Origin of the sequence: Kitasatospora sp. NPDC001261, from assembly GCF_042896795.1 — a bacterium.
Classification (GTDB): domain Bacteria; phylum Actinomycetota; class Actinomycetes; order Streptomycetales; family Streptomycetaceae; genus Kitasatospora.
The window spans coordinates 16,889-42,243 of record NZ_JBIAXP010000008.1 but is presented as its reverse complement, the minus strand read 5'-3'; the positions used below and the strand labels follow the sequence as shown (position 1 = coordinate 42,243).

The 25,355-nt window shown below is 75.0% G+C and carries 25 protein-coding genes; 14 read left to right on the top strand and 11 right to left on the bottom strand.

What is annotated here, in order from left to right; genetic code table 11:
- Nucleotides 1-106 precede the first annotated feature (106 nt).
- Together ACFY4B_RS12890 and ACFY4B_RS12885 are read left to right on the top strand one after the other, a co-directional pair.
- A complete protein-coding gene (locus ACFY4B_RS12890; protein WP_107418885.1) occupies nucleotides 107-490 on the top strand; it encodes a hypothetical protein in 384 nt (127 codons plus the stop codon).
- A gap of 234 nt (nucleotides 491-724) precedes the next feature.
- Nucleotides 725-1,933: a PLP-dependent aspartate aminotransferase family protein gene (locus ACFY4B_RS12885; protein WP_074004815.1), complete on the top strand. Its 1,209-nt coding sequence runs from the start codon at nucleotides 725-727 to the stop codon at nucleotides 1,931-1,933.
- Between the two features lie 86 nt (nucleotides 1,934-2,019).
- On the opposite strand, the gene ACFY4B_RS12880 is transcribed toward ACFY4B_RS12885, so the two are convergent.
- Nucleotides 2,020-3,792: a SpoIIE family protein phosphatase gene (locus ACFY4B_RS12880; RefSeq protein ID WP_387967716.1), complete on the bottom strand. Its 1,773-nt coding sequence runs from the start codon at nucleotides 3,790-3,792 to the stop codon at nucleotides 2,020-2,022.
- A 349-nt stretch (nucleotides 3,793-4,141) separates the two neighbouring features.
- Here ACFY4B_RS12880 and ACFY4B_RS12875 point away from each other — a divergent pair, with 349 nt between their 5' ends.
- Together ACFY4B_RS12875 and ACFY4B_RS12870 are read left to right on the top strand one after the other, a co-directional pair.
- A complete protein-coding gene (locus tag ACFY4B_RS12875; RefSeq protein ID WP_387967714.1) occupies nucleotides 4,142-5,365 on the top strand; it encodes an ROK family protein in 1,224 nt (407 codons plus the stop codon).
- A 229-nt stretch (nucleotides 5,366-5,594) separates the two neighbouring features.
- Complete coding sequence (locus ACFY4B_RS12870; protein WP_387967712.1) at nucleotides 5,595-6,131, top strand: hypothetical protein; 537 nt, start codon at nucleotides 5,595-5,597, stop codon at nucleotides 6,129-6,131.
- A gap of 37 nt (nucleotides 6,132-6,168) precedes the next feature.
- Here ACFY4B_RS12870 and ACFY4B_RS12865 read toward each other — a convergent pair whose 3' ends face one another.
- The 4 genes from ACFY4B_RS12865 to ACFY4B_RS12850 all read right to left on the bottom strand — a co-directional run bounded on the left by ACFY4B_RS12865 (nucleotide 6,169) and on the right by ACFY4B_RS12850 (nucleotide 8,711).
- A complete protein-coding gene (locus tag ACFY4B_RS12865) occupies nucleotides 6,169-6,828 on the bottom strand; it encodes a transcriptional regulator (protein WP_387967710.1) in 660 nt (219 codons plus the stop codon).
- A gap of 162 nt (nucleotides 6,829-6,990) precedes the next feature.
- A complete protein-coding gene (locus ACFY4B_RS12860) occupies nucleotides 6,991-7,386 on the bottom strand; it encodes a hypothetical protein (protein WP_049658815.1) in 396 nt (131 codons plus the stop codon).
- Between the two features lie 181 nt (nucleotides 7,387-7,567).
- A complete protein-coding gene (locus ACFY4B_RS12855) occupies nucleotides 7,568-8,473 on the bottom strand; it encodes a ketopantoate reductase family protein (RefSeq protein ID WP_387967708.1) in 906 nt (301 codons plus the stop codon).
- A gap of 58 nt (nucleotides 8,474-8,531) precedes the next feature.
- Nucleotides 8,532-8,711, bottom strand: a complete 180-nt coding sequence (locus ACFY4B_RS12850) for a hypothetical protein (protein WP_387967707.1) — start codon at nucleotides 8,709-8,711, stop codon at nucleotides 8,532-8,534.
- A gap of 124 nt (nucleotides 8,712-8,835) precedes the next feature.
- Here ACFY4B_RS12850 and ACFY4B_RS12845 point away from each other — a divergent pair, with 124 nt between their 5' ends.
- The 4 genes from ACFY4B_RS12845 (at nucleotide 8,836) to ACFY4B_RS12830 (ending at nucleotide 13,612) form a co-directional block, all read left to right on the top strand.
- Entirely contained in the window at nucleotides 8,836-9,855 is a 1,020-nt protein-coding gene (locus ACFY4B_RS12845; protein ID WP_387967705.1) for an ankyrin repeat domain-containing protein, read from the top strand.
- Nucleotides 9,856-9,952: 97 nt separating this feature from the next.
- Nucleotides 9,953-10,717 (top strand): ABC transporter ATP-binding protein, encoded by a 765-nt coding sequence (locus ACFY4B_RS12840; protein ID WP_074004966.1) that lies wholly within the window; start codon nucleotides 9,953-9,955, stop codon nucleotides 10,715-10,717.
- 5 nt (nucleotides 10,718-10,722) lie between these two features.
- On the top strand, nucleotides 10,723-12,114 hold the full coding sequence (locus ACFY4B_RS12835) for an FtsX-like permease family protein (protein WP_387967702.1): 1,392 nt from the start codon (nucleotides 10,723-10,725) through the stop codon (nucleotides 12,112-12,114).
- A gap of 223 nt (nucleotides 12,115-12,337) precedes the next feature.
- Nucleotides 12,338-13,612 carry a sensor histidine kinase gene (locus tag ACFY4B_RS12830; protein WP_387967700.1) on the top strand — a complete coding sequence of 425 codons (1,275 nt, stop codon included), beginning with the start codon at nucleotides 12,338-12,340 and terminating at the stop codon, nucleotides 13,610-13,612.
- A 51-nt stretch (nucleotides 13,613-13,663) separates the two neighbouring features.
- Here the strand turns inward: ACFY4B_RS12830 and ACFY4B_RS12825 are convergent, their stop codons facing one another.
- Nucleotides 13,664-14,332 carry a response regulator gene (locus ACFY4B_RS12825; RefSeq protein WP_387967698.1) on the bottom strand — a complete coding sequence of 223 codons (669 nt, stop codon included), beginning with the start codon at nucleotides 14,330-14,332 and terminating at the stop codon, nucleotides 13,664-13,666.
- A gap of 188 nt (nucleotides 14,333-14,520) precedes the next feature.
- Between ACFY4B_RS12825 and ACFY4B_RS12820 the strand changes: the two genes are divergently transcribed.
- Both ACFY4B_RS12820 and ACFY4B_RS12815 read left to right on the top strand, forming a co-directional pair.
- Nucleotides 14,521-14,949: a MarR family winged helix-turn-helix transcriptional regulator gene (locus ACFY4B_RS12820; RefSeq protein WP_049654197.1), complete on the top strand. Its 429-nt coding sequence runs from the start codon at nucleotides 14,521-14,523 to the stop codon at nucleotides 14,947-14,949.
- Complete coding sequence (locus ACFY4B_RS12815) at nucleotides 14,949-16,394, top strand: MFS transporter (RefSeq protein WP_387967696.1); 1,446 nt, start codon at nucleotides 14,949-14,951, stop codon at nucleotides 16,392-16,394. Before ACFY4B_RS12820 ends, ACFY4B_RS12815 begins: the two co-directional genes overlap by 1 nt.
- 363 nt (nucleotides 16,395-16,757) lie before the next feature.
- Here the strand turns inward: ACFY4B_RS12815 and ACFY4B_RS12810 are convergent, their stop codons facing one another.
- Both ACFY4B_RS12810 and ACFY4B_RS12805 read right to left on the bottom strand, forming a co-directional pair.
- A complete protein-coding gene (locus ACFY4B_RS12810; RefSeq protein ID WP_181970917.1) occupies nucleotides 16,758-17,288 on the bottom strand; it encodes a DUF5959 family protein in 531 nt (176 codons plus the stop codon).
- A 255-nt stretch (nucleotides 17,289-17,543) separates the two neighbouring features.
- Nucleotides 17,544-18,539 (bottom strand): ScbA/BarX family gamma-butyrolactone biosynthesis protein, encoded by a 996-nt coding sequence (locus ACFY4B_RS12805; protein WP_387967694.1) that lies wholly within the window; start codon nucleotides 18,537-18,539, stop codon nucleotides 17,544-17,546.
- 461 nt (nucleotides 18,540-19,000) lie between these two features.
- Here ACFY4B_RS12805 and ACFY4B_RS12800 point away from each other — a divergent pair, with 461 nt between their 5' ends.
- The gene (locus ACFY4B_RS12800) at nucleotides 19,001-19,714 is read left to right on the top strand and encodes a ScbR family autoregulator-binding transcription factor (RefSeq protein WP_117493055.1); all 714 of its coding nucleotides are present in this window, start codon (nucleotides 19,001-19,003) and stop codon (nucleotides 19,712-19,714) included.
- Between the two features lie 292 nt (nucleotides 19,715-20,006).
- On the top strand, nucleotides 20,007-20,861 hold the full coding sequence (locus ACFY4B_RS12795) for an AfsR/SARP family transcriptional regulator (protein ID WP_082345890.1): 855 nt from the start codon (nucleotides 20,007-20,009) through the stop codon (nucleotides 20,859-20,861).
- A gap of 114 nt (nucleotides 20,862-20,975) precedes the next feature.
- On the opposite strand, the gene ACFY4B_RS12790 is transcribed toward ACFY4B_RS12795, so the two are convergent.
- Entirely contained in the window at nucleotides 20,976-21,470 is a 495-nt protein-coding gene (locus ACFY4B_RS12790) for an SgcJ/EcaC family oxidoreductase (RefSeq protein WP_387967690.1), read from the bottom strand.
- A 34-nt stretch (nucleotides 21,471-21,504) separates the two neighbouring features.
- Nucleotides 21,505-22,224 carry a TioE family transcriptional regulator gene (locus ACFY4B_RS12785; RefSeq protein ID WP_387967688.1) on the bottom strand — a complete coding sequence of 240 codons (720 nt, stop codon included), beginning with the start codon at nucleotides 22,222-22,224 and terminating at the stop codon, nucleotides 21,505-21,507.
- A 146-nt stretch (nucleotides 22,225-22,370) separates the two neighbouring features.
- Between ACFY4B_RS12785 and ACFY4B_RS12780 the strand changes: the two genes are divergently transcribed.
- Entirely contained in the window at nucleotides 22,371-23,525 is a 1,155-nt protein-coding gene (locus ACFY4B_RS12780; protein WP_387967686.1) for an erythromycin esterase family protein, read from the top strand.
- Here the strand turns inward: ACFY4B_RS12780 and ACFY4B_RS12775 are convergent.
- The gene (locus ACFY4B_RS12775; RefSeq protein ID WP_387967684.1) at nucleotides 23,438-24,580 is read right to left on the bottom strand and encodes a LysR family transcriptional regulator; all 1,143 of its coding nucleotides are present in this window, start codon (nucleotides 24,578-24,580) and stop codon (nucleotides 23,438-23,440) included. The genes ACFY4B_RS12780 and ACFY4B_RS12775 overlap by 88 nt on opposite strands.
- Nucleotides 24,581-24,651: 71 nt before the next feature.
- Here ACFY4B_RS12775 and ACFY4B_RS12770 point away from each other — a divergent pair, with 71 nt between their 5' ends.
- Nucleotides 24,652-25,317 carry a maleylpyruvate isomerase family mycothiol-dependent enzyme gene (locus ACFY4B_RS12770; protein ID WP_387967682.1) on the top strand — a complete coding sequence of 222 codons (666 nt, stop codon included), beginning with the start codon at nucleotides 24,652-24,654 and terminating at the stop codon, nucleotides 25,315-25,317.
- Nucleotides 25,318-25,355: the final 38 nt, after the last annotated feature.

The window sequence follows — 25,355 nt, the reverse complement described above, 5'->3', positions numbered from 1 at the left end:
GGGAAAACCAGCTGGTCAGACCATGAGAAATTGGTCAGATCGGCGGGGTCCGCGCTGCTCCGGAACCGCTTTGAGGAGCACGATGACTAATCGGATCATACGTTCGATGGCTGGCGCCCTGGTGGCCCTGCTGGCCGCCACCGGCCTCACCGCCGTGGCATCGGGCGCGGCGGCGGTGGCCGCACCCCGAACCGTCGCGGCCGCCGCCGCGAACCCGGGGGCGGCCGTGGGGGCCTCCACCGCGGACGCCGGTACGGAGGTCCGCACCGGGGCGAGCGCCGCCTCCGGTGCCTCCGTCACCACGGTCGCCTCCGGTGCCTCCACCGCCGAGGCCGCGCACCTCGCCAAGGAGGAGAAGAAGAAGTCGGGCTTCTTCGCCAAGCTGGGCAAGTTCCTGCTGGTCGTGGTGATCCTGATCATCCTGTTCGTGGTGCTGCTGATCGTCGGGATCGTCTACGCGGCCAAGCGGATCTTCAGCCGCCGCAAGTAGCCGCGAGTAGCCGCGAGGCGTCGGGAGCCTCTCGCCGCCGCCGGGAGCCACCCGCCGTGGTCGGGAGCCACCCGCCGTGGTCGGGAGCCGCCCGTCGTAGAGGGGAACCACCCGCCGCCGCGACCCGGGCGTCGCCACCGCCTTCGGGCGGTGGGCCGGAACGACCGCCCGGGCAGGCCACTCGACGGCGATTGGCCATGGCCCGGGCGCCGAGACCGCCCGAGGATGAACGCCATGAGCGACCACCACTCCCACGAGGCCCCCGACGAGCTGCGCCCCGAGAGCCGGGTCGTCCACCCGCCGCTCACCGAGGTCACCGGCAGCCGTCCGCTGGGCGTCCCGCTGCACCAGAGCCACCTGTTCGCCTTCGACACCGGCGACGCGCTCGCCGGAGCCCATGGGGGACCGGACGGCGCCTTCTTCTACAACCGCTTCGGCAACCCCACCGTCCGCTCGCTGGAGCAGGCCGTCGCCGGACTCGAGGGCGGCACCGGAGCCCTCGCCACCGCCTCCGGCATGGGGGCGATCAACACCGCGCTGCTCGCCCTGCTGCGTGCCGGCGACCACGTGATCGCCCAGCGCAGCCTGTACGGCGGCACCGTCGGCGCGCTGACCGACCTCACCGAGCGCTGGGGCGTCGAGGTCGGTTACGTGAACGGCGACGACCCGGCCGGAGTGGCGGCCGCACTGCGCCCCACCACCCGGGTGCTGTTCCTGGAGACCGTCTCCAACCCCACCACCCGGGTCACCGACCTGCCCGGGCTGATCGCCGTCGCCAAGCGGGCCGGGGTGGTGAGCGTGGTGGACAACACCTTCGCGACCCCGCTGCTGTGCCGCCCGATCGAGCACGGCGCGGACATCGTGATCCACTCCGTGACCAAGTACCTCGGCGGACACTCGGACGTCCTCGGCGGGATCGCCGTCTTCGCCGACCCGGCGCTGCACCACCAGGTCTGGCGGCGCTCGCTCGAACTCGGCGCCTCCGCCGACCCGTTCGCCGCCTGGCTGACCCTGCGGGGGATGCAGACCCTCGCCCTGCGGGTCCGCCGCCAGTGCGAGACCGCGCTCGACCTGGCCGGCCGGCTCGCCGCCCACCCCGCGGTCACCGCCGTCCACTACCCGGGCCTGCCCACCCACCCCGACCACGACCTCGCCCGCCGCCTGCTGCCCGACGGCCACGGCGGAGTCCTGGCCTTCGACCTGGCCGGCGGCCGGGAAGCGGCCGCGACGTTCACCGAGTCCGTCCGGCTCGCCTCGCTGGCCCCGTCGCTGGGCGACGTGCACACCCTGGTGCTGCACCCGGCCAGCACCTCCCACCGGCAGCTGTCGGACGAGGAGTTGGCGGCGGCGGGCATCGGCCCGGGGACGGTGCGGGTGTCAGTGGGCATCGAGCACCCCGAGGACATCTGGGCGGACGTCCGGCGGGCGCTGGCGAAGGTGTGAGCGGAGGTGCGGGGGCGGGGGGTGCGGGCCGAGGGGCCGTCAGGGCCGGGCGGCTGTCGCGGTGAGGACCGGCGCGCGGCGGCCCGTCAGCGCTGCCGGGGGCGGGCCACCAGCAGGGCGATGTCGTCCTCGGCGGCGGCCGGGGGCGGGGCGAGGGAGTGGAGGACGGCGTCGAGCAGCTCGTCGAGGTTCCCGGTGGCGGGCAGGCGCAGGGCCGCGAGCCGCTCCAGGGAGGCGTCGATGTCCTCGTCCCGGCGCTCGACCAGACCGTCGGTGTAGAGCAGCAGGGTCTGGCCCGGCAGGAGCGGGTGGGCGGTCTGCTCGTAGCCGCCGAGGCCGGTGCCGAGCGGCGGCCCGGTGGGGACGCGCAGCAGCTCGGTCGGACGGTCGGGGGCGATCAGGGCGGGCGGCAGGTGGCCCGCGCTGGAGAGGGTCCAGCGGCCCCGGCCCGGGTCGGCGAGGGCCAGCAGGCAGGTCGCCGGGCGGGCGGAGTCGTCGGCGGAGATGACGTTGTCGAGCTGGCGCAGGATCCGGTGCGGGGGCAGGTCCATCCCGGCGAGGTCGCGCAGCGCGGAGCGGTAGTGGCTCATGTCGACGGCGGCCTCGACGCCGTGCCCCATGACGTCGCCCATCGCCAGCAGGGTGCGCCCGAACGGCAGGCGGACCGTCTCGAACCAGTCGCCGCCGACCACCGAGGAGCTCCCGGACGGAAGGTACCGGGAGGCGAGGGAGAGGTTCTGGTGGGGGTTGCCGGGCTCGCTCAGCAGCGCCCGCTGGAGCTCCAGGGCGATGCCCTGGGACCGGGCGAAGCTGCGGGCGTTGTCGAGGGCGGTGGCGGCGCGGGCGGCGAGATCGCCGAGCAGGGCGGCCTCGTCGGGGGTGAAGGCCGGGCCGGCGGCGGTGCGGCCGAGGGTGAGCAGTCCGATCAGGCGGCCCCGGGCGGCCAGCGGGAGGACCAGCAGCGAGGCGGTCCCGGCCGGGCAGGAGTCCTCGGGCCCGGGCTCGGTGAGCACGGCGACGCCGCCCGCCAGGCTGCGCGCGGCGGCCGAGCCCTCCCGGTGGCGGATCGATTCGCCGGGCCGGGGCAGCTCGGCGAGGGCGTCGGCCAGCGCGGGTACGGCCCGGGCACCGACGCGGTGCAGCCGCTGGGACGCGCCGTGGCCGACCCGGGCCGGCTCGACCGCGGGCGGCAGCACGTCCACGGTGGCGAGATCGGCGAGCCGGGGGACGGCGAAGGCGGCGAGCTCGGTGCCGGTGGTGCCGACGTCGAGGGTGGTGCCGATGCGTTCGGTGGCGGCGTCCAGCAGGGCGAGCCGGGCCCGGGCCCGCTCCAGCTCGCGCAGCTGCTCGCGGGCCGGGTCCGGGTCGTCCAGCACGACGACGATCACGCCGGTGGTCCGCCCGGAGTGCCGCAGGGCCCGGTAGCGCACCCGCAGGCCGGGCGGTACGGGGGCGCCCGCGCCGTCCGGCCCGCCGGTGGCGTGCTCGCGGGCGAGCCCGTCGGCGAGGACCCGGCGCAGGATGCCGAGGGCCCCGGCGAAGGCGGTGGTCCCGGCGGCGCGGCCGAGCAGGTCGGCGCGGCGCAGCCCGGTGGCGGTGGTGAAGGCCGCGTTCAGGTACTGCCAGCGCAGCCGCTCGTCGAGCAGCGCGACGCCGACCGGGGCGGCGGCGAGGACCTCGCGGAGCCGCTCCGGATCGTCGCCCGGGCCCTCGCCGCCGGCGCTGCCACCGCCGGCGCTGTCACCACTGGTGAAGGCGCCGAGCCGTGCGGCGAGGGCCGCCGCGGTCGCCGCCAGGGACCGGGAGTCCGGTGACGCGGGCCGCGGCCCCTCTGCTCGGTTGCCGTGCCGGAAGTGCATACGCCCATGATCACGCGCCCGGGCGCGGCACGCCCACAAGTGGGTGAAACGTTGACCGGTCGGAGACGGTGCTGTAACGGGGTCCGGCTGGCTCCGCGCGGAGCCGGCGGCGAGGCCGTGGGGGAGTGGGGAGGTGGTGGGGAGGCGTGGGTGGGACCGGGGGATACGGCAGGCGAACACCGGATGATCACCGGTCATACTTGGGCGGCGGCGCCCGCCCCGGACGCCGCGGCCCGGGCCGGGCCCACCCGGCCGTACCGGCCCGGACATACCGACTCGGCCGCACCGGCCCGGACGTACGACCCGGCCGTACCGACCCGCGCCCGAAGACCCAGACCGGAGGAACCCGATGAGCCCCCACCAGCCGACCAGTCGCCCGGCGGCCGGGGCCCCCGGGATGCCGTGGAACCGGCAGCGGCTGCGCAGCAACAACGAGTGGCTGCTGCTGGAGCTGCTGCGCACCGGCGGCGGCTCCACGCGCGCCCAGCTGGCCCGGGACACCGGTCTGTCCAAGCCGACCGTCTCGGCCGCGCTGGCCGAGCTGGAGCGGGCCGGACTGGTCCGGGAGGCCGGGCGGCTGGCCCCCGAGCGCGGCCGCACCGCCGTGCTGTACGAGGTCGACCCGACGGCCGGGCACGTGCTCGGCGTGGACATCGGCCGGGCCCGGCTGCGGGTGGCGGTGGCGGACCTGGCCGGGACGGTGGTCGCCCGCCGGGACGTGGCCAACCGGGGCCGCTCGGCGAACGCCGTCGCCGACGCCGTGGTCGCCGCCGCGCACGAGGCGATCGCCGAGGCGGGCCTGGCGGCCGGGGACATCGTGCACGCCGTGATCGGCACCCCGGGGGTGTGGGACGAGCAGCGGCGCGGGGTGCGTTACGCCAACAGCCTGCCGGGCTGGGACAGGCCGGGACTGTTCGACCGGATAGGCGAGGGCCTGGGGACGGCCGTCTCGGTGGCCAACGACGCCAACCTGGCGGCGCTCGGCGAGTACACCCTGGGCGCCGGGCGGGGCAGCCGGATGTTCGCCTACCTGCTGGTCGGCACCGGGCTCGGGCTGGGCGTGGTGAAGGACGGCGAACTGCTGCTCGGCGCACACGGCGGGCTGGGCGAGATCGGCCTGGTGCCGCTGTCCGGGCGGCCCGGCGAGCCGCCCGCGACCATCGAGCAGGACGCCGCCGCGGACGCCGTGGTGCGCGCCGCCCGGGACTTCGGGTTGGACGGGGAGTCCGCGGCGCGGCAGCTGACGGCGAAGCAGGTGTTCGAGCGGGCCCGGGCCGGGGAGCCCGCGGCGGTCCGGGCGGTGGAGCGGGAGGCCGAGCGGCTCGCCTACGCGGTGGCCGTGCTCTCGGCCGTCCTGGACCCGGACCTGGTGGTGCTGGGTGGCGGGATCGGCAGCAGCGCGGACCTGCTCCTGGAGCCGCTGGAGCGGGCCCTGCACGGGCTCGCCCCGATGCGGCCGACGCTCGCGCCGAGCCTTCTGGGGGAGGAGGCGGTGCTCCTCGGCGCGGTCGCCACGGCGTTGGAGACCGCCCGCCCCGCGGTGTTCGAGCGCCGGACGGCGGGGCTGCGCTGACGGCGGGGCCGCGCTGACGGCCGGTCTGGTCGGACGGTCGAGCAGGGCGGGGGCGGTCGGCGGTCGGCCGGTCGGCGGACGCGATTCGGGCGGGGTTCGGGCGGGGTGGCGACGGTCGGTGACCGGAAGGTCTCGATCTGCCAACGAGTGGGGATTCGGTGGACGGTACGTGTGCGATTCCTGCTTCAATCGCACGACTCATCCAAACGGAACGGAGCGTTCTCCTCCCATGCCTTCACGGATACCCGGTCGCCGTCGGGCCGGCCTGGCCGGATTCGCCGGACTCGTGCTCACCGTCGGCCTGGCGCTGACGGGTTGCGACCCGTCGGCGGCCGACGGCGGTGCCATGGCCTCGGCCACGCCGACCGCCACCACCCCCGCGGCGACCACCCCGCCGGCGACGCCCGCCGCGGCGGTCCCGCCGGCGGCCCCGGCCAGCACCCCGCCGGCCCAGCCGGCACCCGCGGCACCGGTGGCCACGCCCCCGCCCGCGGCCCCTCCGGGCCAGCCCAGCGCCCCCGCGCAGCCGCCCGCCACCAAGGCGCCGCAGCCGAAGGTGACCACGGCCCAGCCGCCGAAGGACCCGGAGCCCCCCGCGGCGGCGGCCGGTGCCGGCGCCGGATGCGAGATCCGTTCGAACGCGGGCAACTGCTACGAGGCGGGCCAGTTCTGCCGCAACGCCGACCTGGGCAAGAGCACTCACGAGGCCGGCGGCCGGGTGATCTACTGCCGGATGGTCAGCGGGAAGCCGCACTGGCAGGCCTGAGGCCTCCCGGCGCCGGGGCGGGCCGGACGGTTCGCCCTCAGGCGTCGATGGCGCCCAGGGTGTCCCAGAACAGGTGCTCGTAGGCCTGGAGCAGCAGCCCGTACTCGTGCGCGGTGGCCAGGGTCGGTTCGTCCAGCCGGTCCGGGCCCAGGGCGTCGGCGGCCTGCTGCTCCAGCTCGGGCGCGGGCTGGGCGAAGAAGTCGAAGAACGCGCAGGACTCGTCGGAGAAGCCGTACTGGCGGCGCAGCGCCTGCGCGATCGTGGCGCAGTAGCCGCCCCAGGCCGCGAAGTTGGCGACGAGCGCGGCGGCCGCGGCGGCGGGCTCGCCGTTCAGGGCGAGCCAGGCGAGGTAGTGCGGGTAGGCCTGGCACCCGGGCAGCGGCGGGTGGGCCTCCAGCGCGCCGTGGTCGAGTCCGACGGCGGCACCGAGCGCGGGCAGGGTACGCAGCGCGGCGCTCTCGCCCTCGGCCAGGGTGGCGAACCAGGCGCTGACCGGCCGGTCCGCGGTGTGGCCGGCGAGCAGCAGCAGGCTGCGGCGGTCGGAGCGGATGATCCGGTGCTGCTGGGCGGCGAGTTCGGCCAGTGCCGAGCGCGGCGCGGTGCCGTCGGCGAGCGCGGTGACCAGCGCGGGGGCGGTGTCGCCGGGTGCCAATTCGGCCCGCAGGTGCTGGATCTGGTCGAGGATCGGGTGGTTCACCGGTGCCTCCGGGGTGCGGTTCGGTCCGGTGCCATTCCTACCGCCTGGCGGTGCCGGTGCGGCGGCGACAGGCCGGGGCCCGAGGCGGGGACCGGCTCCCGGCCGGGGCGGCGCCGGGCCGGGAGCTGGTGGCGTGGGGAGACGGGGGGTGCCCCCCGTGCGTCAGGAGTCGGCGCAGGCCTTCCCGATCTCGCCGGCAGCGTCGGTGATCGGTTTGAAGTCGGGCTGCTTGCCCTTGGAGACCCGGTCGATGGCGTCGTTGACGGCCTTGGAGAGCCGGTCGGCGGCCGCGTCGATCTTGTCCCCGTTACCCTCGCGGATCTTCTTGGTGTCGTCGGCGACCTTCCGCAAGGCCTCGACGGTGTGGTTGCGGCGGCTCTCGTCGGTGATCTGCCCGACGTTGATCGCCGAATCCGCGAGGTCCTGGACGTCGCCGGTGAGGCTGATCGCCCGCTTTCCACAGTCCAGGGCCTGGTCGGCGTCGCACGCGGTGAACAACGGGGCCGCGAGCAGCAGTGCGAGCGTGGTGGCGGCCAGACGGTACGGCTTCCTTGTCATGTCTCTATCCCTCCCGCCCCTATCAACGCCGGTCCGCCGTGCGGAGGTTCCGGAAGACTGCGTGAACCGTTGGGAAAGTCTTTGCTTCCAGTGGAATGTGACGTTCCATCAGTTCTTTTCCGGGATGGATCCGGGCGTTCATCCCTCGGTGCCGTCCGCGGGGTGAACGCCCGGGCGGGCACTACCGGGTGGCGGATTCGGTCAGGTCGTGCACCAGGCGGGCGATGGTCGGCACCGCCACCGCGTGCGCGTCGGCCGCCCGCAGCACGGCGCCGCCGATGGCGTCCAACTCGGTCGGCCGTCCGGCTTCCACGTCGCGCTGCATCGAGGACCTCATCGTCCCGGGGATGCGGTCGAAGGAGGTGAGCAGCGTCTGCGCGTCCGCCGGCGCGCCGACCGCCCGGGTGACGGCGGTGATCTCGTCCAGCACAGCGAGGAGTTCGGCCCGGTGCTCGGTGCGTACGGTGCCGATCCCGCTCGCGTGGCGGGTGGTCAGCAGGGCGAACGGGGCGAGGAAGGAGAGCTTGCTCCACAGCATCGCCGTCTCCTCCTCGCGCAGTGCGACGTCCAGACCGGTGTGCCGCAGCTGCTCGGCGAACTCGGCCACGGGGGAGTCGGGTTCGGCGTCCGCGCCCAGCTCGATGGCGGCGAACGGGCTGGTGTGCTCGATCCGCCCGGGCGCCGTCCGGGCGGCCTCGACCCGGATCGTGCCGGCCACCACCCGTGCGGCCGGGTAGCGCTCGCGCAGCACGGCCATGTGGTCCAGACCGTTGAGCAGCGGCACCACGATCCCGGTGCCGAGCACCTCCGCGGGCAACCGGTCCAGCGCGGCGGCCAGCGCCGTCTCCTTGACCGTCACGAAGACGGCGTCGACCGGCTCGCGCAGCTCGGTCGCGGCCTCCACCCGGGCGGTGAACTCGCCGAACTCGGCGCTGCGGACCCGCAGTCCGTCCCGCGCGATCGCGGCCGCGGTCGCCTCGCCGGCCAGGCAGACGACCCGGTGGCCGTCGCGGGCGAGCAGCCCGCCGATCAGTCCGCCGACGCCTCCGGGGCCGAGGACGGCGACGGTCAGGGGGGTGGTGGTCATGGTGACTCCTGTGGGTGGGTGGGGTGGTGAGGGATGGGGAAGCGGGGGCCGGGTGCGGTTACGGTGAGCGGCAGGATGCGCCCGCCCGGCTGGAGGAGCAGGCCGTCGCCCGGGAGCAGCCGCGGACGAAGGTGCCGCGCACCCCGCCGGGCAGCAGCCCGCCGTACGGGACCGGCAGCCCGCACACCTCCGCCTCGGTGGGGCCGAAGCGCGGCTCGGGCAGCAGGTCGATGGTCACCGGATCATGATTCCCCGTCGGGCGGGCCCGGCGGGAGGCGGGGGCGTAAAAGGGGAGGGCGTGCCCGGCTCCGGCGGGCTTAGGGTGCGCCGGTGGAGGCTGTGCGGCGAGGGGGAGTCGGCGGATGACGGCGGACGGGCGGCTGGTGGCGGCGGTACGGGCGCGGGATGTCGACGGCGTGTGGGAGGCACTCGCCGCAGGCGCGGATCCGAACGCCCGCGATGCGGATGGGCCGCCCCTGCTGTGGGTGGCCGTGAACGGGTTCGACCACGAGGTCGCCGGTGTCCTGGTCGACCACGGTGCCGATCCGGACCGTCCGCTGCCCGACGGGACGACCCCGCTGCTGCGCGCGGTGGACCTCGGTTCGTCGGCGCTGGTCGGGGCGGTGCTGGGGAAGGACCCGGCGCTGCGGTTGCCCGCCGACGCCCGTGAGCACCTGCTCGCCCTGGCCAGGGCCTGGCACGAGACGGGGACGGAGGAGGAACTGCGGCGACGGACCGGGGCCGTGGGGCCGGCGGAGCGGGTGTGGGTGACCGAGCAGTACGCGGACGTCGAGCAGGTCTCCCTCGGCGGGCTGACCGTGCGCGCCGGGCACGGGGCCGTGCTGACCGAGCTGGAGTGGCGGTTCCGCGTCCTCACCCCGGTCGACGAGTTGGTGGCCAGGGCCGTCCGGCACCGGGAGCCGGGGCACGTCGGGCAACAGGCCGTCCGGTTCGTGCTCGGGGAACGCCGCAGTCGGGAGACCTGGTCGGCCCTGACGGCCCACCACCGGCACCCCGACCCCGCGCACCGCCGCTTCCTCGCTGCCTTCCTGTGCGACGCCCCGCTCCTGCGGATGGGGCACGCGGTCGAGTACGAGGGGGAGGAGACGGAGCTGCTCGTCGCCTGGGCGTCGGCCGAGCCGGACGGCGGGGTGCTCGCCGAGGTCCTCCGAGCCCTGGGCGGTCGTGAGTGCCCGGAGGAGGCCGTCGGGTTGCGGCGCGCCGCCGCGTCCGTCCTGGCCCCGTCCGCCGACCGGACGCCCGAGGTCGCCGACGCCCTGGCGGCACTGCTGGACGTGGACGACCGGCTGGTGCGCCTGGAGGCGACCTACGGCCTCGCCCTCCGGGCCTGGGAGGCCCGCAACCCGTCCGAGGGGACGTAGCACCACCTGTGGGGTTCGGTTTTCCGAACCCCGGATTCGGGTGCCAGCACAATCGATCTCCCGGCCCCGGACGCCCACGATGGAGGGCATGAACGGGATGACGACAGCCGCCGCCACGGCGGCGCACGACGGGGTGACGGACGCGGCCCTGAGCGCGGTGGGGCTGCACCGGCAGTACGGGCGGGGCACGGCGGCCGTACAGGCGCTGCGCGGGGTCTCGGTGGCCTTCGCGCCGGGGACGTTCACGGCGGTGATGGGGCCGTCGGGCTCCGGCAAGACCACCCTGCTGCACTGCCTGGCCGGGATGGACCGTCCGACCGGGGGCACCGTGCGGTGGGGCCGCACGGAGGTGTCCGGGCTGCCCGAGCGGCGGCTGGCGGAGCTGCGCCGCACCCGGGTGGGGTTCGTGTTCCAGGCCTTCAACCTGATGCCGGCGATGACGGTCGGGCAGAACGTCGAGCTGCCCGGCCGGCTCGCCGGGCGGCCGCCGGAGCGGGCCGCGGTGCGGGAGGCGTTGGCCCGGGTCGGACTGGCAGGGCGGGAGCGGCACCGGCCCGGGCAGCTGTCGGGCGGTCAGCAGCAGCGGGTGGCGATAGCCAGGGCGCTGGTCTCCCGGCCGGAGGTGCTGTTCGCCGACGAGCCGACCGGCGCGCTGGACCGGGCCACCGGGCAGGAGGTCCTCGGCCTGCTGCGTTCGGGCGTCGACACCGACGGACGGACCTGCGTGATGGTCACCCACGACCCGGTCGCCGCCGGGTACGCGGACCGGGTGCTGCTGCTGGCCGACGGCCTGCTGGTGGACGAGCTGACCGCGCCGACGGCCGCGCAGGTCGCCGAGCGGCTGAGCCGGTTGGGCGGGTGAGCACGATGAGCAGTCCCGTACTGAGCCTCTCGGCGGGGCAGATCCGCCGCCGCCCGGCCTCCTTCGCCGGGCTGGGGACGGCGCTGTTCCTGGCGGTGGCGGCGGTGACGCTGTTCGGGTCGCTGGTCGCCGCACAGGTCACGGCGCCGGCCGCGGTGGCGCGCACGGCGGTGTCCGGGCCCGGCCTGGTGCTGATCGCCGGGGCCTTCGGCGAGATCGCCGTCCTGGTCGCGCTGTTCGTCGTGGTCAACGCCCTCGGCTTCACCCTGCGCCAGCAGCACCGCGACCTGGCGCTGCTGCGCACCGTCGCGGCGACACCCCGTCAGGTCCGGCGGGTGGTGCGCGCGCAGGTGGTGGCGACCACCCTGCTGGTGTCCGGGCCGGGCGGCCTGGTGGGCTTCCTCGCCGCCCGGGCCTTCCTCGCCGCACTCCAGCGGCGCGGCATGGCCGCACCCGGGCTGCGCATAGCCGGGGCGCCGGTGCCGGCGCTGATCGGGCTCGCGGTGGCGCTGCTGGTGGGCTTGGCGGCCAGTGCCGTGGCGGCCCGCCGGATCACCCGGCCCGCCCCGGCCGCCGCACTGACCGAGGGCGCGGGCGGGCCACGGCGGACGCCCGTGCCGCGGGTGCTCGCCGGGCTGGCGGTGCTCGCGGGTGGTGGGCTGCTGCTGCGACTGGCGGCGAGCCGGCCGGCCGGAGAGCTGGACAAGGCGGGGCAGGCCGCGCTGCTCGGCTCGCTGGTGCTGCTGGTCGCGGTCGGACTACTGGGGCCGGTGGCGGCGCGGGTCCTGGCGGCGGTGCTCGGCGCCCTGGCGCGGGTGCTCGCGCCCCGGGCGGGCTGGCTGGCGGACGCCAACCTGCGCGGCTACGCGGCCCGGCTCTCCTCGGCGGTGGTGCCGGTCGCGCTGCTCGTCGGGCTCTCCGGCACCCTGCTGGTCCTGACCGGCACCGCTGAGCACGTCGTCCGGGCGACGGGCGCCGCGACCAGCGTCACCAAGCAGAGCGACATCTGGCTGCGCGAGGCGGAGCTCGGGATGCTGGTCTGCTTCGCGGCGGTCTCCACGGTCAACACCCTGGTGGCGCTGACCGCCGACCGGCGCCGCGAGTTCGCGCTGCTGCGCCTGGTCGGGGCGACGCGGCGGCAGCTGCTGCGGATGCTCGGCGTGGAGGCGGTCCTGACCACGGCGATCGGTGTGCTGCTGGGTGCGGCGGTGGCGGCCGCGGCCTCGGGGGCGTTCAGCCTGGCGGTGACGGGCTCGGTGGTGCCGGTGGTGCCGGGCGCGGCGTGCGCCTGGGTGGTGCTGGGGGCGGTGGTGCTCACGGTGCCGGGGATCGTGGGCACGGGGCTGTGGGCGGTCGGCGGTTCGGCGGTGGAGACGACGGGTGGGGAACGGGGGTGAGGCGGAGGAGGCGGAGGCCGGCGTCCATAGCGGGTGGGCGCGGGGTCGGTGCCATGGCTGTCCGAGGGGTCGTGCGGACGGAAGGGCAGGTGGATGCGGTGGTCCGGGCGGGTCCTGGTGGATGCTGGGGGCCGGTCGGCGGCTGAATGCCGGTCGGTGAGTGCTGGTCAGTGATTGTCGGTGGGTGTCGGTGGGTGTCGGTGGGCGAGTGGTGAGGTGGACGGTGGCTGAGCGGCGGCGGTACCGGTCGGTGCGCGGTGGTGAACTGGCCTTCGCGGTGCTCGGGTTGCCGCTCGGGGTGCTCGGCGGCGTGTACGCCGTCGCCGTCCTCTACGCGGGGGCCTTGCTCTCGCTCACCGTGCTGGGCCTGCCGTTCGTGGCGGCCGCGTTGCTCGGGGCGAGGAGGCTCGGCGGGTTGCACCGGTGGCTGGTCGGGCGGCTGCTCGGGGAGGAGGTGCCGGCACCGCGGCCGCTGCCGCGTCCGGCCGGAGTGTTCGCGCGGGGCCGGGTGGTGCTGACCGATCCGGTGGCCTGGCGGGCGCTGCTCTACCTCTTCCTCCGGCTGCCGCTGGGCGTGCTCGGCTTCCTGGCCGTGGTCGGGCTCCCGCTCGGAAGCGTCTGGCTGGTGGGCTTCCCGCTCTGGGTGCGGATGATGGAGCCGGGCCCGAGGTCGATCGGCCTGCTGGACCTGGGCGCGATCCCGATCGGCCTCGCGGTGCTGGTCGCCGTACCAGCGGCGGTGCAGGCGCTCGGAGGGGCGAACCGCACGCTGGCCCGTAGCCTGCTCGGGCCGGTGCGCTCGGACCAGCGGGTGCGTCAGCTGGAGAAGGCCCGGTCCATCCTGCTGGCCGAGGGCACCGACCGACTGCGGCGTCTGGAACGCGACCTGCACGACGGCACCCAGGCGCAGCTGGTCGCGCTCGCCATCACGCTGTCGCTGGCCGACGACGTGCTGGGGGCGGGCGCGCCGCCGGTGGGCCTTCCGCCGGTGGGCGTTCCGGCCGAGGGTGGCTCGGACGGGCTCGACCTCGGGCGGCTGCGGACCCTGGTGGACCGGGCCCGTGGGCAGGCCGAGGACACCATCACCGGTCTGCGCCGGCTGACCAGGGGCATCCACCCGGTGGCGCTGGAGGGCGGGTTGGCCGAGGCGCTGCCGGGGCTGACCGCCACCTCGCCGGTGCCGGTCGACGTCCGGCTGGACCTTCGGGAGCGTCCGGAGGAGGTGATCGAGCGGGCCGTCTACTTCTGTGCGGCCGAACTGCTGACCAACGTGGCCAAGCACAGTGGCGCGCGGTCGGTGGAGCTGAGCGTGAGCGCCGCCGAGGGGAGGGTCCGGCTGACCGTGCGCGACGACGGGCACGGCGGCGCCGTGATCGGTGCGGGTACCGGGCTCACCGGCCTGGCCGAGCGGCTCGCGGTGCTGGACGGGACGCTGCGGGTGGACAGTCCGCCCGGCGGGCCGACGGCGGTCAGCGCCGAACTGCCCGGCCGGCTCTGACGGGCGGTCACGGCCCGGGCGGTCGGGGTCGCCGTCCCGGGAGGTGCTACCTCAGGAGGCGCCGCTCTCCGCGAGGTAGGCGAGCACGGCCTTGACCCGCCGGTTGTCGGCGTCGGTCGCGGGCAGGTCGAACTTGCCGAACACGGCGGCCACGTGCTTCTCCACCGCCCGCTCCGAGACCACCAGCAGCGTGGCGATCGAACGGTTGGAGTGCCCCTGCGCCATCAGCTCCAGCACCTCCCGCTCGCGCGGGGTGAGCGCGTCCACCCGGCTGCGCCGCCCGCCGTGCAGCAGACCGTTGACGATCTCCGGGTCGAGGGCCGTGCCGCCTGCGGCGACCCGGTGCAGCGCGTCGACGAACTCGGAGGTGCGGGCCACCCGCTCCTTGAGGAGGTAGCCGATGCCGGAGGCGCCGTCGGCCAGCAGCCGGGCCGCCCAGGCGGTCTCGACGTGCTGGGAGAAGACCAGGATGCCGACCTCGGGCAGGGTGGCCCGGATCTCCACGGCGGCTCGGATGCCCTCGTCGGTGTGGGTGGGTGGCATCCGGATGTCCACCACGGCCACGTCGGGCCGGTGCCCGGTGACGGCGGCGATCAGCTCGGCTGCCGTCCCGGCGGTGGCGACCACCGCGCACCCCCGGGCGGTGAGGAGTTCGACCATGCCGTCCCGGAGGATCACCGAGTCCTCGGCGAGGACGACGCGGAGCTGCTTGTCGATCATGCCGTCATTATCCGGGCCCGCCGCCGGGCCGGGGCACGGGTGGTGGAGGGCCCGGTCCGCCCTAAGGAAATCTTCAGTTCAGACTGGACAGTCCAGACTGATGAAATTACCATGGAACCGTGACCGAGAAGCGAACCGCCCATACCGTCCCGGCCGACCCCGCCGGGCCCGTCGGGTCCGCCGAAACCGTGGTTCCCGACAGCGCGGCGCTGGCCGCCCGTGAACTGCGCGCCGTCTTCAGCCGGCTGCGCCGCACCCTCCGGGAGGCGAGCGGCACCAGCGACCTGACGCCCTCCCAGACCGCCGTGCTCAGCCGGCTGATCAACGACGGTCCGGCCTCCGCCAGCGCGCTGGCCGCCGCCGAGCGGGTCCGTCCGCAGTCGATGGCCGCCACCCTCGCCGCGCTGGAACAGCACGGACTGGTCGGGCGCCGTCCCGACCCCGAGGACGGCCGCCGTCAGGTGGTCAGCCTCACCGAGGTCGGCCTGGCCCGGGTCGCGGACAGCCGCCAGGCCCGTGAGGAGTGGCTGACCCGGGCCATGGCGGAGCACTACACCGAGGCCGAGCGCGCCACCGTGCTGGAGGCGCTGGCCCTGATAGACCGGCTGAACCGGTGATGACCGGCCCGGCCGCCCTGCTCGCCCGGCTCCGGCCGCGCCGCCGGCAGCCTGCTCCGGACGACGGGTTCAACCGCCGGCTGATCGCGCCGATGGTGCTCGGCTCGGTGCTCAACCCGATCAACTCGTCGATGATCGCGGTGGCCCTGGTGCCCGTCGGCGCCGCCTTCGGCGCGCCGCCCGCCGAGACCGCCTGGCTGGTCACCGGGCTCTACCTGGCCACCGCTATCGGCCAGCCGGTGATCGGGCGGCTGGTGGACACCCACGGCCCGCGCCGGCTCTACCTCGCCGGGACGGCCCTGGTCGGCCTCGCCGGACTGCTCGGTGCGCTCGCCCCGTCGCTCGGGCTGCTGATCGCCGCCCGGGTGCTGCTCGGACTGGGCACCTCCGCGGCCTACCCCGCCGCGATGCACCTGACCCGCAGCGAGGCCGAGCGGACCGGGCGGTCCAGCCCCACCGGGGTGCTGACGGTACTGGCCGTCGCCAACCAGACCGTCGCGGTGGTCGGCCCCACCCTCGGCGGTCTGCTGATCGGCGCGGGCGGCTGGCGGACGGTCTTCGCCGTCAACGTCCCGCTGTCACTGGCCTGCCTGGCACTCGGTGCGGCCCGGCTGCCCGTCACCGCCCGCCGCCCGGACCCTGCCGACGGCGGGGAGCGCCCCGGGCGTCCGGAACGCCTCGACCACCTCGGGATCGCGCTGTTCGCGGTCCTCCTGCTCGCCCTGATGCTGTTCCTGATGAAGCCGGGCCCTGCTCGCTGGTACCTGCCGGTGCTCGCCCTCCTGGCAGCCGTCGCCTTCGCCCTCCGCGAGCGGCGGGCCCGTGCCCCCTTCATCGACCTGCGGGCGCTCGGCGGCAACCGCCCGCTGATCGCCACCTACCTGCGCCAGGTGCTCGGCTACACCGCCATCTACGCCTTCCTCTACGGCTACACCCAGTGGCTGGAGGAGGGGCGCGGCCTGTCCGCCGCCACCGCCGGACTGGTGCTGCTGCCGCTCTCGCTGACCGCTCTCGCGGCCGCCGGGGCCAGCGGCCGCAGTCCGGGCGTCCGCGGCAAGCTGCTGGTCGGCTCCGCCTGTCAGATCGCGGCCTGCGCCGCCCTGCTGCTGGTCCACGCGAACAGCCCCGGCGCCCTGCTGATCGGAGTCGGCGTGCTGGCGGGCGTCTCGCAGGGGCTGATCGGGCTCGGCACCCAGACCGCCCTCTACCACCAGGCGGACCCCGCCGCCATCGCCTCGGCGGCCGGGCTGCTGCGCACCTTCATGTATCTCGGCGCCATGGCGGCCTCCGCCGCGAACGCCGCCTTCTTCCCGCACGGCGCCACCACGGCCGGGCTGCACCACCTCGCGCTGTTCATGCTCGGCGGCGCGGCCCTGCTCTTCCTCCTCACCGTGCCCGACCGTTCGCTGGGGCGGCTGGGAACACCTCCGGGGCAGCAGAAGTGACGGCCGATCCGTTCGCCTGGACGTACCGACCGCGACGGTGGGTGACGGGGTTCAGTGAGGGCCTTTCCGGCTCGGTGCGGACTGCGACACCCGCACCGGCACCCGGAAGGCCCTCGCGCCACACCGTGACCACCGCCGACCTTCACCGGACGCTGCCGCCTTGCCGACCTCCCACACCCGGACCGGGCCACCGGCCACCCGGTGCGGCGCTACGAACGCGCCGCACCGGGTGGAGACGGTCGGGTTGCACCAGCTCGCGCTGGTCATGGTCGGCGGCGCGGCTCTGGTCTTCCTTCTCGCTGTTCCCGACTGATCGTCCGTGCGGCTTGGAACGCTGGTGCAGTAGTAAGAGGTGACGATCGATCAACTCTCGTCGGGCAGGTTTCCGCGCCAGGCGTGGATGCCCGGGGAGAGTTCGACCACCTCGGCGGGGTAGGCGCTGCGGACGAGGTGGAGCAGGGTGCGTTGCTCGGCCAGCCAGTTCGGCGCGGGGGAGAGTACGACCCGGAGGGTGACGCCGGATTCCTCCGCGTCGGAGACGGTCACCCAGAGGCCGCCGGGGCGGCCGGGTTCGATGCGTAGCTCCGGTCCGTGTTCCTCGTCCAGCCAGCGGACCGCGGAGCCGCGGCCGAGTCGGTCCAGGGCGGTTTCCCACTGCCTGAGGTGGCGGTCGGTCACCAGGGTGACGAACTGCCCGCGTACCGAGTCCGCGGTGACGGTGATCTCGCAGTCCAGCCAGTCGTGTCCGAGCAGTGAGCCCGGCGCGTGCCGTCCGAGGACGCGTACGCGGACGTTCCGGCCGCCGGTCCGTCCGTCGCAGCCGGGGGCGTCGTCGGTGCCGGGGCGGTCGGCGAGTCTTATCAACTCGTTCTGCTGCGAAGGGACTTCACTCACGGCGGACTCCTGTTGGCAGCGGGATCCAGGGGGTGACATCCTCGCGCAGGTGTTCGCCCCGGTGCCAGTCCGGGAGCGGGGCGTTCCGGCCGGGGCCGGCCCGTGGTGGGCCCCCGGAATCGGCTGGTGCCCGTGGCCGCAGTCCCCGCGGGCGTCGTCGGCACGCGGACGGCCCGCCGGACCGGGAGGGTCGGGCGGGCCGTTCGGGTGCTGCGAAGGGGTACTCCGGAGGTCGGTGCGGCGGCGGTCGTCGGGTCAGCGGTGGTCCGGGTGGCCGGTGAGCACGGTGGTGAAGATCGGTTTGCCGTGCTGGTGGCCGGTCACGGTGGTGGTGAGGGCGTCCGGGTCCCCGCCGGGGGTGTGCTGGGCGGTGATCGTGGTGGGCGCGTCGTGCTCGGCGTACCGGTGGAAGGTGGTGGCCGCGGCGGTCGGTGTGACGGTGGCCGGGCTGCTCAGCGCGTTGGCCGCCTGCCGGGCCGCCTCCAACAGCACCATGCCGGGGATGTGGTCGTTGGCGTGGTCGAAGAGGATCGGGTGCCAGAAGTCGGGGGTGAGGTGCCAGGTGCCGGGGGCGTCCGCCGGGGCCAGCAGGACGTCGCACGGGCGGAGCCGGCCGACCCGGGCCGGCGGGAGCGGCTCGGCGGTCACGGTCGGCGCCGCCGGGAGCTCGGCGGAGTGGCGGCCCCGGCGCAGCCGCTGGTAGGTGGAGTCCGGAACGGTGGTGAAGCGGGCGTAGCCGGTGGCGGCCAGCTGGGCGCCCCGTCGGACGACGGTCTCCAGCGTGAAGTCGACGGTGGTGCCGGAGCGGCGCGGCTGGGCGACGAGCTGGACCTCCAGGGTGAGGTCGGTCGGCGCCGCACCGATCAGCAACTGCCGCGACCGGGTGGTGTAGTCGAGGTTCCACATCATGAACTTGTGGTCGAGCGGTACGCCGAACCGGGTGTGGGCGAGGTAGAGCCCGGCTTGGCGGATCGTTTCAGCAGCTTGGATCGGGTCGTGCCGGGTGCCGTCCGGGGTGCTGAAGAAGGTGTGCGCCCGCGGCCACTGCGCGGTGACGGCGAAGGTGGTGTCCGTGAGCTGTTCGCTGCCGGTGAGGAAGACCTCGGCGTGGCAGGCCCGGTGGACGTACTCCTTGGCGACGGTGCTGGTCAGGCGAGGCGCCGGGGCTGCTGCGGCCGGGCCGGGGATCGTTCCGGAGTCCGTGCCGGTGGTGAGGACGGATGCGGGCGTACGGAAGGCAAGCAGAGTCATGGGGAGCGCTCCGAAAGGCCGTGACGGGCGGGGTGGGCTGCTCAGGGCTCGTAAGATACGTACCTACCGGTTTGGTTTTCAAGGAGCCAGAACAAAGGTTCGTCGGCGGCCGAGCGTGGTCGGACGGGCACGGTGGGTGGGTGTCGATCACTGCCCGGAGATCGGCTCCGACGGGTGAACCTCCTTGACCTGTGGGGATGTCGGCGCACAGGCTTGACAGGTTCATGGCCATTATGTGGTCGTTCGTTGCCATCCCGGCCACAAGTGAGAGCTGGTATTCCGCTTAAGGGGGCTGGCGGCGAGATGTCGGCCATCTGTTCGTCTCATACCGTCTACGCGGTTTTAGTCCGCTCGAGGACGGCCCTATGTGACCTGGGACGCAGGGATCCCCGCCGACCTCGGCGGGTAAGATACGGGGTGTTTGGTTTTGTTTGCCGAGCGTTTCGGGTGGGGTGGTTGCGGTGGTGCGACAGGAACGGGCGGTCCGGACGCGTCGGCTGATCCTGGAGGCGGCGGCGTCGGTCTTCGACGAGTACGGGTACGAGGGGGCGACGATCGGTGCGGTCGTGGCTCGCGCCGGAGTGACCCGGGGTGCGGTGTACTTCCACTTCGCCTCCAAGCGGGAGCTCGCCCAGGGGGTCGTCGAGGAGCAGTTCGGCCGGGACGAGATTCCCGAACGGCACTGCAAGCTCCAGGAGTTCGTGGACCTCGGGATGGTGGTCGCCCATCTCATGCCGCGCGACCCGGTGTTGAGCGCCGGCGCGCGGCTCTCCCTCGGCCAGGACGTGTTCGGCGACTTCAGCGGCGGTGCGGCGCCCGGCTGGATCCAGCGGGCCGAGACCGTGCTGGAGACGGCCGGCCGGCGCGGCGAACTGCTGCCCCAGGTGGTGCCCGCCGAGACGGCGTGGCTGGTCACCGGGGCCTGGACGGGCGTGCAGATACAGTCCCAGAAGATGTCCGGCCGGTCGGACCTGGAGCGCCGGGTCGCCTCGCTGTACCAGCATGTGATGCCCAGCATCGCGGTGCCCGGGGTGCTGGCCACGCTCGACCTCGCGGCGGACCGGGGCGGCCGGGTGGTCGCGGAGCTGGCGGCGGCCCGGGCGGCCGAGGCGGAGGCCGGGGCGGCTGCGGGCGAGGCGGCCGGGACGGGTGCGGGCGGGGCCGGTCCGGCCTGAGTCGGGGTGATCCGGGCGGGCTCCGGGCGGTTCCGAGTGGTTCGCGGGGGTCTCGGGCGAAGCCGTTCGAGGCCGGACCGGCGGTCCGGTGTCCTACTCCCACGGGCTTGCTCCGCCCAGAAACAAACAGCGCGTTCGGTTTTGTATTGACAAACCGTCTGTCCTGTTTTTGGATAGGTGTCGGGTGCTCGACCGACCTTCCAGCGGACCTGCGCGGACGGTGAGCAGCGGAGCGCCCGCCCGACCGGCGGCCGTCGGGGCCGCCGATCCGTCTGGATGTGGGGTGGTCGTCGTGGAGATCCGCGTGCTGGGGGTCTTGGGGGTCCGACTGTGCGGGGTTTCGGTGGTGCCCTCGGCGCCGAAGCCTCGACAGGTGCTCGCCCTGCTGGCGTTACGGGCCGACCAGGTCGTCCCGGCGAGCGTCCTCGCCGAGGAGCTGTGGTCCGGCCGTCCGCCGCGCAGCGCCCGCACCACCGTGCAGACCTATGTGCTCCAACTGCGCGACCTCATCGACCGGGCGCTCGCCCAGGGGGACGGCGGCCCGGGAGCCTCCTGCGCGAAGGACGTCCTGGTCACCTCGGCCGGCGGCTACATGCTGAACAGCGGTGGCGGGCTGGTCGACCTCCAGGAGTTCGATCGCCTCGCCGGGCACGGCTACCGCGCCATGGACGGCGGCGACTTCCCGCTCGCCGCCCGCCAGTTGGGCGAGGCGCTCGCGCTGTGGCGCGGCCCGGCCTTCGCGGACGTCCCGGTCGGCGGCCAACTCGCCGTCGAGGTCAGGCGGTTGGAGGAGACCCGGCTCTGCGCGCTGGACCAGCGGATCGAGGCCGACCTGCGCCTCGGCCGGCACCGCGTACTGCTCGCCGAACTCACCGTCCTGGTCGACCGCTACCGCACCCACGAGAGCCTGCACGGCCAGTACATGATCGCGTTGCACCGCTCCGGCCGCCGGGGCGAGGCGTTGGAGGCCTACCAGCGCCTGCGGAACACCCTGGTGCGGGAGTTGGGCATGGAGCCGTCCGCGGCACTGCGGCGACTCCAGCGCTCCATCCTGCTCGCCAGCCCGGAACGCCCGGACCAGGAGCAGCCGGGCGTGCTCGCCGAGGGAGCCGTCGCCCGAACCGCCCGCCTCACCCGGGTCGGCTGAGCCCGGCCCGCGACATCGCCGCCCGACCGCTCCCGACCACACCGGGCGGCGACGGGCAGCGACGGGCGGCGCGGGGTGGCGGCGGAACCGGTGGCCGGCCGGCGGGCGCGTCGGTCAGTCGGTCAGCACGCCGGTGTTCTGGCAGGCGTGCAGCAGCCACTGCCCGTCGTCCTGCCTGGTCATGACGTACAGCGGTGCACCCTCCGAGCCGCCGTCCGCGTCGCCGTTCGCCGAGTGGTAGACCTGGCGGACCTTGACGGCGGCCACGTCGGGGCGGAGGAACTGGATGTGCACCGGCTCGTACGTGACCCGGCCGTCCCAGGTCGCGGCGGGCAGGACGGCTCGGGTGAACTCGGCGATCGCGTCCAGGCCGAGGAGGACCTTGCCGTGCGCGGTGGTCCAGAGCGCCTCGGGGTGGAAGAGGGCGAGGAAGGTGTCCGGGTCCTTGGCGCGTTGGGCGCGCTCGACGGCGGCCACGACCTGCTCGATGGCCGCGATGTCCGCGAGCTTGGTGTCGGAGGGAGCCGCGTCGGAGGGACCGGCGTCGGAGGGGGCGCTGCCGGAAAGGGCGGTGTCGGCGGGCGCGGGCGTTGCGGATTCGGTGTTCATGAGGATCACTCTGGGAGCTCAAGTTCCCTTGAGGTCAAGCCCGTCGGGGCACCTCGGGGCGCAGCGCCAGGTAGGTGTCGAGGCGGGCCGAGGCGGTGAGCATCTCGAGCCCCCGGGTGGTGAGGCGCTGTTGCCAGCCGTCGAGGGCGGCGGCCAGTTCGCCGGTGCCGCCCGCCGTGCGGATCTGCCGCAGCACGGTGGCGACGCGGTCCAGCAGGTAGCCGCCCCGGCGGAGCAGGTGGGCGAGTTCGGCGTCGCGGACGTCGGCCGGGAGGTAGCGGCGGTGGCCGGTGGCGCGGTCCCGGGCGGGGGTCAGGATGCCGGCGGCTTCCCAGGCCCGCAGGGTCGCGGGGGTGACACCGAGCCGGTGCGCGACCTCGCCGACGGAGCGGGGGCCGGGCAGCGCGGGAAGGGCGGGGCCGGGCGTGGCGCCGTCGGTCAGGTGGCCGACGGCCGCGCGGACGGCGGCGAGGGTCTCCCGGTCGCGCAGCAACTGGGCGTGGCCCCGGTCGAGTTCGGTGAGGGCGTCGCCGAGCCGGTCGGCGTGGACGGCGGTCATGACCGAGCCGGCGGTCGCGTGCCCGTACGCCGGGACGAGGGCGAGGTAGGCGCGCAGGGCGGCCGCGTGCGGCTCGGTGTAGATCCGGTACCCGGTGGGTGTGCGGTCGGCGGGCGGGAGGTAGCCGTCGCGCTCGTAGTTGCGGATGGCCTGGGTCGAGATGCCGTGCTCGCGAGCGAGGTCGGCGGGTCGCATGGTCGTCTCCGTTCGGGGGCGGGCGGGCGTTCGGAGTCGGCCGATGGTTCAGGGCCGTTTGAGGCTTTCGGCCACAGTTGGGCAATGCCTGGGCGGCGCTGGAGGGAAAAGTTTCAACCGTTCTTTCAAGGATACGCTTGAGGTTCATGAACCAGGACATCAACGATTTCGTCCCCCCGGCGTGCGAGCTTCTGGGCCTCGGTGAGCCGACGCACCAGGAGCCGGCGTTCGGGCGGGTCCGCAACGAACTGTTCGCCCGGCTGGTCGACCGGGGTTTCCGGTCGATCGCCCTGGAGACCGACCGGGTGGCCGCGTTCGCCGTGGACGCCTACGTCCGGGAGGGTGTCGGCACCCTCGACTCGGCGCTGGAGGAGGGCTTCACCCACGGCTTCGGGGAGCTCGAGCCAAATCGCCGACTCGTCGCCTGGATACGGGAGTTCAACCGGGACCGGGCGTCCGGTGCGCAGCTGTCCTTCCATGGCTTCGACATCCCGACCGAGAACACCAGCGCCCCCAGCCCGCGCCGCTACCTCGAACACGCCCGCGACTACCTGGGGCTCGACCTCGACCTCGCCGGGGTGGCGGGCGAGGACGAGCGCTGGAGCCGCACGGAGGCGGTGACGGATCCGGCCCGGTCGCCGGGTGACAGTGCCGAGGCCGTGCGGCTGCGCTGCCTCGCCGACGACCTCCTCCTCCAACTCCACATGCGGGCACCGGCATTGATCGCCAAGACCTCGTCCGCCGAGTGGTACGCGGCCCGCACCCGGCTGACCGCCGGGATCGGACTGCTGCGCTACCACGCGCAGTCGGCGGTCCGGGGCCTCGATCAGAGCGCCCGGATCAGCGCCCTGTCCGGCGTGCGGGACGCGCTGATGGCGCAGAACCTCCTCGACATCCGCGCGATCGAGGCCGAGCGCGGACCGACCCTGGTCTTCTCCCACAACCTGCACCTGCGGCGGAACCCGAGCGCCTGGTCGTCGGGCGAGCTGGACTGCCGCTGGATCGGCGCGGGCCACATCGTGGGCACGCTGCTGGGCGAGCGGTACGCCTTCGTCGCCGGGAGCCTGGGGCGCAGCGAGGCGATCGGGCTGGCCGAGCCGGCGCCGGGGACGTACGAGGCCCACCTGCAGGGGCGGGGCGCGGCCTGGGAGTTGACGGACACGGCGCTGCCGGCCGGGGTCCGGACGCGCACCGACACCGTCCCGCGGCAGGGCTACTTCCCGCTCGACCGGGAGGTGCTCGACGGCGCGGCCGCGCTGCTGCACATCGCCGACGGCGCGGCGGTACCGGCCGGAGCCTGAACGGGGGCCGGAGCCTGAGCGGCGGCCGGCCCCGGGTAGGCCCGCCGCAGGTGGGCCACCAGGGCGGCGGTCGGCGGTGAGGCGGGCTGCCCGGTCGGCCAGGTGAGCGCGATCCGGACCCGGGGGACGGGTCCGGTGAGCGGGCGCACCCGCAGACCGGGCAGCGGGCCCGGGTTCGGCAGGACGGCGACGCCCAGCCCGTGTGCGGCGAGTTCGGCCAGCTGCGGTGGCGCGGCCGCCTCGACGCCGACCGCCGGATCGACACCGGCCTCGGCCAGGGCGCACTCCAGCGCGGTGCGCAGACCGGTGCCGCGCGGGGTGCTGACCAGGGCGTGCCCGGCCAGCTCGGCGACCGGGAGCGCGCTCCGGTCCGCACCGGGGACACCGGGGACACCGGGGCCGGCGCCCGAGCCAGAGTCAGAGCCAGAGCCCGGACTATCGGCGGAACCCGGGCCCGTACCCGCCGCGAGCGGGTGCCCCGACGCGCAGGCCGCGACCAGCGGGACCTCCAGCACGGTGTGCAGCGCGAGCCCGGTCAGCGCCGACCAGCCGTCGTCGCCCTCCCGCCCGCTCGCCGGGGCGGGCAGGCCGACGACGGCGAGGTCCAGCCGGCCGTCGCGCAGGGCGTCGAGCATCCGCGCGGTGGTGTCCTCGGTGAGCGAGAAGTCGATGCCGGGGTGCTCCTGGCGGAACGCCGCGAGCGTGGTGGCGAGTCCGGGGAAGGTCCCCAGCTCGGCCGGCGGGGTCAGGGCCGCCCCGGCGACCATGCCCAGGCGCACGTGCCCGCGCCGCAGCCCGCCGAACTCCTGGGCCGTGCGGCGGGCCGCCGCCGCGGCGGCCAGCGCCGCCCGGGCGTGCGGCAGTACCGCCTCGCCGACCGGGGTGAGCCGCACGGTGCGCCCCGAGCGGTCGAACAGCGGGTGGCCCAGCTCCCGTTCCAGCTGCCGGATCTGGGAGCTCACCCCGGGCTGGCTCAGGTGCAGCAGCTGCGCGGCCCGGGTGAAGCTGCCGTGCTGGGCGACGGTGACGAAGTACTGGAGCTGCCGCAGTTCCATAACTCCTGATCATAGGTGCCAGAACTTCCCGGTCTTGGACGGGCGTACGGTTCCGGCCGCAGGCTGGACGCATGGAAACCGTGCCGCAGGACCAGGACGCCGGGCAGATCCGGTGGATCCGTGCGCAGATCGCGGCCGAGCGCCGCGAACTCGCCGCCGTGTTCGCCGCCTTCACCCAGGTGCAGTGGAACTCGCCCTCGCTGTGCGCGGGTTGGCGGGTCCGTGAGGTGGCCGCGCACCTGAGCACCGGCTTCCGGCACTCGACGGCGCGCACGCTCCTCGAACTCGCCCGCTCCGGCGGCAACGTCCACCGGATGGCCGACCGGATCGCCCGCCGTGACGCCGCCGCCCTGAGCGAGCGCGAACTCGTCGCCGCCATGGCCGACCACGCCGACCACCCCTGGCGCCCGCCGGTCGGCGGCCGGATCGCGGCGCTCGCCCACGACGCCGTCCACGGTCTCGACATCACCGTGGCGCTCGGGCTGCCGGCCCGGCTGCCGGTGGCGCGTACGACCGCCCTGCTGGCCGGTGTCTCACCCCGCACGCTGCGGTTCTTCGGGGCGCGGGTGGACGGGGTCCGGCTGGAGGCGACGGACACGGAGTGGTCCTACGGGCACGGTCGGCTCACCGTGGAGGGGCGGGCTGAGCACCTGCTGCTGGTGGCGTACGGGCGCCGGGTGCCGGAGGGGCTGCTGGCCGGGTCCGGCGCGGGACGGTTCACGGCGGGCGGTGCGTAGCGGGCACCTGAGCGGTGCGTAGCGGGCACGTGAGCGGT